Below are 8,932 nucleotides of genomic sequence, written 5' to 3'. Positions count from 1 at the left end.
CGATTATTGGGCATGGTAGAATATTTTGACGATGCGCGATGGTTGATTTTGCAACTGCCGCGCGTTTTTTCATATCTTTATAGTGAGGGAAACAGACGCGGTATGTTGCTGGGAACGCAGCGGGTCAATGAGCAGGGGCACTTAGAAGTCGGAGGATGCGACACGCTTGCGCTGGCGCAAGAATTTGGCACGCCTCTTTATATTATGGACGAGGCACTTGTCCGGGAGAGCTGCCGCCGCTTTGTGAAGGTCTTCACGGAGCGCTACTCCGGTGAGGTCGAGGTCTCCTACGCGGGCAAGGCATTTCTGACGATGGCCATGGCCAAGCTCGTCGACCAAGAAGGGCTGGCGCTTGATGTCGCCTCGGGCGGCGAGCTTTATACAGCGCTGAAGGCGGGCTTCCCCGCGGAGAAGATTCTCTACCATGGCAACTTCAAGAGCAGCGAGGAGCTAGAGCTTGGGGTCGAGGTGGGGGTGGGGCGCTTTGTGGTGGATAACCCCTACGAGCTCCAGCGCCTCGCGGAGCTGGCGGCGGCACGCGGCAAGCGACAGGCAATTTTATTGCGCGTCACCCCCGGCATTGACCCGCACACCCACGCTAAGATCAGCACCGGCCAGGAAGACAGCAAGTTTGGCATCAGTGTCGCCAGCGGCCTTGCGCTCCAGACCGTCAAAGAGGCGCTGGCACTTCCCAGCATTGACTTTAAGGGAATTCACTGCCATATTGGCTCGCAGCTCTTAGACAGCCACACCCACGAAGATGCTGCCGAGATCATGGTGGGCTTTATCGCCGCGATTCGGGAAGCCACGGGCTTTGTCTGCTCTGAGCTAGATATCGGCGGTGGGCTCGGGGTGCGCTACTTACCGAGCCACAACCCGCCGAGCTACGAAGAGTTCGCCGACTCCGTGGTAGGTGCCGTTGTCGGAGCGCTGAAGCAACATGACCTGCCTCTGCCGCGCCTGATGCTGGAGCCAGGCCGCGCTTTAGTGGCCGAGGCCGGAACGACGCTCTACACCGTGGGGCCGATCAAGACCATCGAGCTGGCGGAGCGCACCAAGACCTTCGTCTCTGTCGATGGTGGCCTCTCGGACAACCCGCGCCCGGTGATGTATGGCGCGGAGTACAGCGTGCTGGTCGCAGGCCGTGCGGAGCAAGCAAAAGATAAGACCGTTACGGTTTCGGGCAAGCACTGCGAGACCGACCTGCTCTTCTCTGAGATCGGGCTTGGTGAGGTGCACTCGGGCGATATCCTCGCGGTACAGACCACAGGAGCCTACAATTTTGGTATGGCCAGCAACTACAACCGCTTCCGCCGTCCGGCAGTGGTCTTTGTGCAAAACGGCCAGGCGGACTTAGTCTGGGAGCGGGAGAGCTACGACGACTTGCTACGGCAAGAGCGACTCCCACAGCGCTTTTTGGAGGGATAATCATGAAAGAGTTTCTACTACACACCATACACTCTGTCGGGCTGGCCGATCCGGCCCTGCCGATCTGGTTCTGGGCACTCGTACTGTTTGGGATCATTAGCTCCACGACGGTGCATGAGTTCGGACACGCCTGGATGGCCGACAAGCTGGGCGACCCAGGGCCGCGCGAGCAAGGTCGCCTGACGCTCAGTCCATTTGCCCACTTTGATCCCCTCGGCTTTGTTCTAATGACAGTGACGACTCTCGTCGGGATGCCTCTGGGCTGGGGCAAGCCGGTAAAAACAGACCCCGACAAGTTCACAGGCGTGGGCCGACGCCTAGGGATGGCACTGGTGGCGATCGCCGGGCCGGTGATGAACTTAGTTGCCGCGAGTGTCTTTTCCCTCGTGGTGCGCCTTGCGGCGGGCGGGAGCCTGGGCGGGCTACCGGACTGGTTCCAGTATGTCTTTATTGGGCTGATTATCGGCACCATGATCAATGTCTTGGTCTTTGCCGAGAACCTGATCCCGGTACACCCGATGGACGCGTCCCACGTGGTTGCCGCACTCCTGCCCGAGGGCATTGGGAAAGTCTATGTCAGCTTCATGCAGAAGTACGGCTTCTTTGTTTTACTGGGCCTCTCCTACACCGGCGTGATCGGCAACTTCCTGCTGCCGGTTGTCAAGTTCCTCCTGCGGCTCCTGCTGCCCATGCTTCCTATAGACTAGCTCCTCCCCAGCCCTCCTCCCCAGCCCTCCTCCCAATCCTGGGAGGAGGGAGTGAATTTGGTTTATGAATAAGAAACGTCTTCTCTCAGGGATGCAGCCGACCGGTGGTGGTCGGCTACATCTGGGTAACTACGAAGGGGCGCTCAAGCCCTGGACGAAGCTACAAGACAGCTACGAGATGTTCTGCTTTGTCGCAGACTGGCATGCCTACACCACTCTCAACGGTCCGCCTCCTGACATTGCGGCGGCGAGCCGTGAAGTGGCACTCGACTATCTCTCCGCCGGACTCGATCCCGATAAGTGCGCTATCTTCCGCCAGAGCCAAGTCCCCCAGCACGCCGAGCTGGCTGTGCTGCTGGGGATGCTCACGCCCGTCTCTTGGCTAGAGCGTGTCCCGACCTACAAAGAGAAGCGCGAGTTTGTCAGTGAGGGTGGCGGCGACTCTGGCCCGAGCTTTGGGCTCCTCGGCTACCCCGTGCTCCAGACCGCCGATATTATCGTCTACCGCGCCCACGTGGTGCCGGTGGGCAAAGACCAGGCTCCGCATCTAGAGATCAGCCGAGAGATCGCGCGGCGCTTCAATCACTTGGTCGGGGAGGAGGTCTTTCCTGTGCCCGATGCGCTGATTTCCGAAGAGACGGGCGTCTTGTCGGGGTTGGATGCGGATGAGAGCGGTCAGCTTCGCAAGATGAGCAAGAGCTACGGCAACTGCATCTATCTTACCGATAGCACCGATCAAGTGGCCGGGCGGCTCAAGACGGCATTTACGACGCCTACGAAGATTCGTAAAGACGATCCTGGTATTCCCGAGGGCTGTGCGGTCTGTCAGCTCCGCAAGCTCTACGACCCAGAGGGCTTTACGCTGCAGTGGGACGAGTGCCGCTCTGGCACACGTGGCTGCGTGCAGAGTAAGCGCGAGACTGCCGAGGTGCTCAATGCCATGCTGGAGCCGATCCGTCAGCGCCGTGCGCTCTATGAGAGTGACCCGGCGGAGCTGGACCGACTGCTCGCACGCGGCGCGGAAAAAGCGGCGGTGGTGGCGGAAGAGACCCTTCAGCATGTCCGCAAAGCCCTGCGCCTTGTCTAAAAAAGCCTAAAGTCGAAGCCCTCCCCGTACATTGGGGTTCAAGCCCGCTTGGAGGCTGGGAGCCACGACGAAGTTGGGCAGGGGGGGGGTCTTGAGCTGCTGCTCGGTCACCGTAAGCAGGCCAAGAACCTGGGGGAGATAAAATGGGATTTTCTCCACACTCTGCAAAGCTGCTTCTGTCTCTCCCAGCCGGGCCTGCTCACGAGCAAGGCGCTCCATAAGATCCCCTCTAAGAAGCTTCTCATTTGGGGAGCCACTACGGTGCGACTCGATCTTGGTGATCAGCTGCTGGTAGCTGTCTGTTTGGTGGCAAAGATAGCTCAGTCCCGCCAGTTGGATGGTTCCCTCGTTCTTAAGGGTCATGATGGAAACCTGGGGCAGTGTCTCAAGCAAGAGGACACGTAGCTTCTCGAGTAACTCGGGGTTGCCTAAGCGGCGGGCAAGCTCCTGGGCAGCAAGTCCCTCCTGGAAGCGGTGACTCGGCTTGACAATACGGGCTAGGCTGTCCGCGACCTGCTCTAAGTGGGTCTGTGCTGTTTTGGTATCTCCGAGAGCCAGAGCAACATCCGCTTGCAAAATCTGCTGGTGTACTAAGTAAGCAGGGTCGGGGTGTTGGATCTTGAGCCTCTCCAGTAGATCCATTCGCTTGTGTTTCCAGATTGCACTACTCACAATCGAAGCAAAGATTTTGCCATCTTCTGCGCCCTGCATCTTCTCCAAAAACTGCTCTAACAAGCGCTGCTGGTACTCTGGATCGCGCACGCCAAGCAGGCATCCCAGGTTCCTCCCCATAAGGCTACGGCGTTCAAAGCGATTGGATGACTCTGGTGCATAGGAGAGTCGTGGAATCTGGCGTTGGGAGATATCCTGGAGTGACTCTTGACGGTAAGTGGGCTCGGTTAGTTTCTGTGCAAAACACTCGGCGAGGGCAAAATCCCCCTCGCGTGCCGCTAGGATCATGCCCGCACTCACATCGGTATCGGTGATGGGGGCTGCCGAAAGCTCTCCCAGAGCCTGGAAAAGCTGTTTTCGTAGCGGAGGCCGTAGTGACTTGGGCGCTTGCCAGGCGGGGTTGGCATCCCCGACAAAAAGAATCGTACTGGCACGCACCGTACCACCCCAGAGGAGGCAGCTCAGGCTTCGGAGCTGGTCCGCAGGTGCCTGGCGCTCAATGGCGGCGAGAACCTCTTTTGTCTTCCCCAGATGAAACAGTAAGATCAGTGTCCCGTGGTAGTACTCCTCGCGTCCCCCCAGTGGCCCCCGCATGAGGGAGAACTCCAGCCGAGGCAAGAGCGCTTTCCGAACCGCCTCGCGTGCTCCTTGGTCGCAGAGTGCTAGAACCAGTCGGGGAGCTAGTAAAGGATCAGGGGCCTCCATCCGTTTCTCTTCCAGGGGGGTTAGGCTCGTGCGCTTGAGGGCTACTTGTGCCTGCGGCGAGGTGCCCTGGTAGCGAAAATCCTGGAGCGCCTTGCGAGCAAGCTCGGTCTGTCCGAGGAGAAAATACTGATCGGCAAGGAGAGAGCGCTCCTGGGTTTCTTGGCTGGGAGACATGATGTCGGCATTGAGAATCTGTAAGGCCTTATCGAGAGCCCGGATCGCCCCTGCTGTATCACCGCTCTTTTGGTACGCCCAGGCAAGCCGTCGCCAGACCGAGGCGGTTACCCCAAATTTGGTCTGCTCTAGGCGTTTTTGGGTCTCGGCGAGCAAGAACGTGCCGTGCTGCTTTGGGGAGGAGGGAAGCGCAGGGAGGGGAGTGGAGGGCTCTTGCCTGTCTTCGCGTACGATATGACAGCCTGCCAGCGACAGGCTGATGGCAAGCAATGTCCCATAAGAAAAAGAAAGTATTCTATTGGTCAGAGTGTTATGCATCGTTGCTTTGGGCTTTGCGATTTGGGATATACTAGTGCATGAAGTATAGCCGCTTTATGGCATTTTTGTTGCTCGTATTGCCTGTCTCTCTGGCTTGGGCACAGACGAGTACCCTGGCAGGAATCACCTACGACTCCAACACGTCGCTTCAGGCGAAGCTGACCCAGCGCAAGGACGCTGAGGGGAAGCCACTCTCGCTCTACAACCTGAGCTTTGCCGGAGGCAGTGAGGCCCGCGTCCCCGCTCTTGTCTCCGTGCCCGCAAGCCCGAAGCCGGGGAAGCAGCCTGCGATTATCTTGCTGCATGGGCTGGGCGGCGATAAGAATCAGCTCCAAGTGCTGGCGATGATGCTCAGTGGCAAGGGGTATACCACGATTGCGATTGATGTGGCAGGACACGGAGATCGCCCTAAAGTCAACGGAAAGCCCATTGGCGAGCAGGATCTGGCGGGGATGCGCACCGTGGCCGCTCAGACCGTGCAGGACCTGCGCCGCACTGTGGACTATCTGCTGTCGCGCCCGGACATTGATCCCAAGCGCATCGGGTTTGTGGGGGTCTCGCTGGGGGGCGTTCTCGGAGCACGTTTTCTCACGGAGGAGCCTCGGGTGGCTGCGGCCTCGCTCTGGGTGGCAGGCGGCGACTGGGGAACTCTGATCACGACCAGCGCCCATCCCTTCGCCAAGCGCTTCCGTGACACCGGAGACACCGATGCCACCAAAATACGCGCCGCTCTGGCCGATGTTGACCCGGTGCCTGCCATCAGCCGCGCCGCCCCGCGCCCCTTGCTCTTTCTCAACGGAGCCACGGACGATGTCGTGCCCAAGGCCAGTAGCGACGCGCTCTTTGCCGCAGCACGCGACCCTAAGGAGCGCGTGATCCTGCCCGGCGGACACACCACGAGCCTTTTTGACATGGCCAGCCGCACGATTCGCTTTTTGGACAAGCATCTCAAGCCTTAATCGGGACGAGAGGCGGGATTAGTTGGCGCGAAGGCCCGTGTCTATTCCGGCGCGCACCAGAGCCCGCGCACGGTGGAGGCGAGACTTAACAGCGGCGACAGTAATCCCGAGCCGCTGAGCGACCTCGCTGGCCGAGATCTCCTGGACATCGCGCAGCTCGTAGACCTCGCGGTAGAGGGGGGGAAGCCCGTGAATCACGCTGAGCAAGCAGGCTTTTGTCTCGGCCTCAATGGCCAGCGTCTCGGGTGAGGGAGCCCCCGAGACGGGCTCGATGCCGTGCTCACTCAGCTCCGCAAGGTGCAGCACAGGAGCCAGTGCCTCGTGGCGCTTGAGTCGTCCACAAGTACGCCTCGCAATAATCGCCAGCCAGCCCTGGAACGCGGCCTCGTTCTGGAGCTGTGGGAGCGCTCGGTAGGCACTCAGCAGCGACTCCACGAGGACGTCCTCGGCATCGTCGGGGTTGCCGCACATCCGCACCATCTGCCGGTAGACCGCATCTTTGTGCCGCGCCATAAGCTGGTCGAATTCCATACTCTCTATACTACCCCAGCCCCAGTAGCTCCAAGACCGATGGTCGGTCTGAAGGCTCCGCACTGGGGTGGGCAAAAAGAATCTGCCCCCTCTGATTGACGAGAAAATCGCCGCCGAGCTGGTAGGGATCGCCTTTGACCGGCATGAGCTTGCGGCCCTTGGCCAGCAGGCGAAAGTAGTACAGAAACATCTTGGGGTGCCATGCCGCCAGCACCGACGAGCCGAGGCCAAACGCTTTGTAGGCGCGGCGCTCGGGGTCAAGGAGCAGGGGAAACGGAAACTGGGTGGCGTCTTGCCAGTGCGCGGCGAGCTCGGGCGAGGCAAAGCTAACCAGGACAATGCCGATTTTTTGCGCATCGAAGGCGGCTTTCTGGTCGCGCAGCTGCGTGACATGCTCACGGCAAGGCAGTCAGCCTAGGTGCCGCAGAAAGACCAGAAGTGTCTTCGGGTTGCGCTCATAGACGGCGCTGAGCGATTGCGGCTCACCCGTGGGCGTGTGCAGGGTGAGATTGGGAGCGGGTGAGCCGACTTTGACCATGCGCGACAGACCTACTTCTTGAGGAACTTCTCGGGGGCCTTTGTAAAAGCCGCTTTACAGCTCACGCAGCAGAACTTGACGGTCTTGCCCTTCCAAGTGACCGACTGCGCGGTATCTACGGGCTCGCCGGTGACCGGGCAGGTCTTCTCGCCATCGCCCTTTCCGACAAACGCAGGCTCTTTGGCTTTTGCAGGCGCAGTCGTTTTGCCTTTAGGCGGCACGGGGTGGCTGACATGCATTCCTGCCATGCCGTCTTTGACAAAGCCACTGACGGCTTTTGCGTGCTCCTGGAGCAGCTTCACGACGTAGGCATCGTCCGATGTCTCCGTAATTGTCACGCCGGTCTTGGTGTTGGTGACCGTCATCTTGACTTTATCGGCGTGCTGAAAGAGCACCGCAAAGAGCGGGTCCCACATGCGCATCGGCTGCTTCTTCTCCAGACGCACTTTCATCGCCGCGACATGCTCTTGTAGCAGCGCGACGGTCTTCGGATCGCTGGCTTCGGTGAGCGCTTCGATGCCGCCGGGGATATTCTTCACCGTGCGCTTGATTTTCTTACTGTCCGCAAAGAGCTTATGGATGGTCTGCATGTCCGGCTGGTTGGGGCCGCCTTGGGCATAAGCAGGCGTGCAAAAGCCTGTCGAGCACGACGATGAGCCGCCGGGGGTGAGAGTCGAGAGCGCCAGTAGGCCCGCTGAGGCCAGCAGTAAACGTGCGTAGTGTTTCATTTTCGTTTTCTCCTAACTAAGCAGAGGTCGTAGGGGACGTAAAGGATTCAGGAAAGGCTACTTCCCGAATAAAAAGTACTGGTACTGTACCTGGACTCGTTCCTGATGGTGCCGCAAGTAAGCGACTTGGAGGCGATTGCGTTTATCGTGTGGGATGACATTCAGCCCGAGTGTCAGACCGTTGGTTCCTAGGTTTGGGGAGTAGGTTTGCACTTGGGCAACAAGCTCTGTGCTCGGCGTGAGCTGATGAGCCACATCCAGATAGCCACCTTCGGCGCGGCGCTTGAGGTTGCCATCAAGGTGCCCGACCAGATACTCCGCGCTCATGCGCCACGGGCCTTGCTGGGTTGCGACATCCAGCTCCGCGCGGGTATCCCAGCCCGAGAAGCTCTTCGCACCGGGAAAGACCCGGCTGAAGTCTTGCGTGTTGCTGTGCCGGAGGGCGAGCGAGCCACCCCACTGAATGCTTCCGAAGTGCTGAGTCGCACGTCCTACTACCAGCGGCCCACCCGTGCCTGAACCGACTTGCTGGAGCGCACCGGAGCCACGAAAGAGCCCCACGCTAAAGCCACGGCCCTCGAACTGGATACCAAGATCGCGGCCAAACGAGCGTCCCATTCCTCCCGCCGGAGAGAGCAAATCGGAGGCCGTCGCCCGGTCGGGGACGAGAAGCTGGCGATCTATGGTGAGGCGCTGAAGGCTGAAGGGGGGACGGAACTGCCCTAGAGTCCAAGTGCCCTGCTTGATCTTCTTGCGCCAGCTCACATCGTGGAGCCAGAGCTGGCTATCCGTGGGGCTCAGATTGTTCTCTTTGCTAAAAAACTGGACAAACCATCGCTCGCTTGAGGTCGGCTCGGTGCTCAGGTTCACGCGGAACCGCCGCACCGAGCCGTAGGAGCCCACCCCCTCCCCCGCCGTCGCCCGAAGCTGCGCATAGCTCACAACCTGGACGGGCGGGGAGGTGTTGGGGCTCACGCGCTATACGCCTTCCAGCCGCCGGGGACATCCACCACATCGCGGCGACCGCTACGCAAGAGCAGCGAGCAGGCAATCGCCGAGCGGTAACCCGAGCCACAGATCACGGC

At 60.0% G+C, this 8,932-nt stretch carries 10 protein-coding genes; 4 read left to right on the top strand and 6 right to left on the bottom strand.

Annotated elements, in window-relative coordinates:
• Positions 1–102: 102 nt before the first annotated feature.
• From lysA to trpS, 3 genes are all read left to right on the top strand, one after another.
• Positions 103–1,428: a diaminopimelate decarboxylase gene (gene lysA, locus AC1XOS_RS16145; protein WP_481963252.1), complete on the top strand. Its 1,326-nt coding sequence runs from the start codon at positions 103–105 to the stop codon at positions 1,426–1,428.
• A 2-nt stretch (positions 1,429–1,430) separates the two neighbouring features.
• Positions 1,431–2,135 (top strand): site-2 protease family protein, encoded by a 705-nt coding sequence (locus AC1XOS_RS16140; protein WP_481963251.1) that lies wholly within the window; start codon positions 1,431–1,433, stop codon positions 2,133–2,135.
• 64 nt (positions 2,136–2,199) lie between these two features.
• Complete coding sequence (gene trpS, locus AC1XOS_RS16135; RefSeq protein ID WP_481963250.1) at positions 2,200–3,222, top strand: tryptophan--tRNA ligase; 1,023 nt, start codon at positions 2,200–2,202, stop codon at positions 3,220–3,222.
• A gap of 6 nt (positions 3,223–3,228) precedes the next feature.
• Here the strand turns inward: trpS and AC1XOS_RS16130 are convergent, their stop codons facing one another.
• Positions 3,229–5,043 carry a tetratricopeptide repeat protein gene (locus AC1XOS_RS16130; RefSeq protein ID WP_481963249.1) on the bottom strand — a complete coding sequence of 605 codons (1,815 nt, stop codon included), beginning with the start codon at positions 5,041–5,043 and terminating at the stop codon, positions 3,229–3,231.
• Between the two features lie 86 nt (positions 5,044–5,129).
• On the opposite strand from AC1XOS_RS16130, the gene AC1XOS_RS16125 reads away from it, so the two are divergent.
• Complete coding sequence (locus AC1XOS_RS16125) at positions 5,130–6,050, top strand: alpha/beta hydrolase family protein (RefSeq protein ID WP_481963248.1); 921 nt, start codon at positions 5,130–5,132, stop codon at positions 6,048–6,050.
• Between the two features lie 18 nt (positions 6,051–6,068).
• On the opposite strand, the gene AC1XOS_RS16120 is transcribed toward AC1XOS_RS16125, so the two are convergent.
• The 5 genes from AC1XOS_RS16120 to AC1XOS_RS16100 are packed head-to-tail and all read right to left on the bottom strand — an operon-like array spanning position 6,069 to position 8,822.
• Positions 6,069–6,581 (bottom strand): RNA polymerase sigma factor, encoded by a 513-nt coding sequence (locus tag AC1XOS_RS16120; RefSeq protein ID WP_481963247.1) that lies wholly within the window; start codon positions 6,579–6,581, stop codon positions 6,069–6,071.
• Between the two features lie 10 nt (positions 6,582–6,591).
• Positions 6,592–6,963, bottom strand: a complete 372-nt coding sequence (locus AC1XOS_RS16115) for an AhpC/TSA family protein (protein ID WP_481963253.1) — start codon at positions 6,961–6,963, stop codon at positions 6,592–6,594.
• A 27-nt stretch (positions 6,964–6,990) separates the two neighbouring features.
• Positions 6,991–7,119: a hypothetical protein gene (locus AC1XOS_RS16110; RefSeq protein WP_481963246.1), complete on the bottom strand. Its 129-nt coding sequence runs from the start codon at positions 7,117–7,119 to the stop codon at positions 6,991–6,993.
• 11 nt (positions 7,120–7,130) lie between these two features.
• A complete protein-coding gene (locus tag AC1XOS_RS16105) occupies positions 7,131–7,847 on the bottom strand; it encodes a hypothetical protein (RefSeq protein ID WP_481963245.1) in 717 nt (238 codons plus the stop codon).
• A gap of 57 nt (positions 7,848–7,904) precedes the next feature.
• The gene (locus AC1XOS_RS16100) at positions 7,905–8,822 is read right to left on the bottom strand and encodes a porin (protein WP_481963244.1); all 918 of its coding nucleotides are present in this window, start codon (positions 8,820–8,822) and stop codon (positions 7,905–7,907) included.
• Between the last annotated feature and the right edge of the window lie 110 nt (positions 8,823–8,932).

It is taken from the genome of Armatimonas sp. (assembly GCF_964826245.1).
Note: the sequence above shows the minus strand (reverse complement) of the source record. Positions and strands in the feature narration are given on the sequence as shown.

Excerpts from the sequence above, each read along its gene's own strand:
- AC1XOS_RS16105 (WP_481963245.1), bottom strand. The coding sequence starts at position 7,847 with ATGAAACACTACGCACGTTTACTGCTGGCCTCAGCGGGCCTACTGGCG.
- AC1XOS_RS16110 (WP_481963246.1), bottom strand. The coding sequence starts at position 7,119 with ATGGTCAAAGTCGGCTCACCCGCTCCCAATCTCACCCTGCACACGCCC.
- lysA (WP_481963252.1), top strand. The coding sequence starts at position 103 with ATGTTGCTGGGAACGCAGCGGGTCAATGAGCAGGGGCACTTAGAAGTC.
- AC1XOS_RS16120 (WP_481963247.1), bottom strand. The coding sequence starts at position 6,581 with ATGGAATTCGACCAGCTTATGGCGCGGCACAAAGATGCGGTCTACCGG.
- trpS (WP_481963250.1), top strand. The coding sequence starts at position 2,200 with ATGAATAAGAAACGTCTTCTCTCAGGGATGCAGCCGACCGGTGGTGGT.
- AC1XOS_RS16125 (WP_481963248.1), top strand. The coding sequence starts at position 5,130 with ATGAAGTATAGCCGCTTTATGGCATTTTTGTTGCTCGTATTGCCTGTC.
- AC1XOS_RS16140 (WP_481963251.1), top strand. The coding sequence starts at position 1,431 with ATGAAAGAGTTTCTACTACACACCATACACTCTGTCGGGCTGGCCGAT.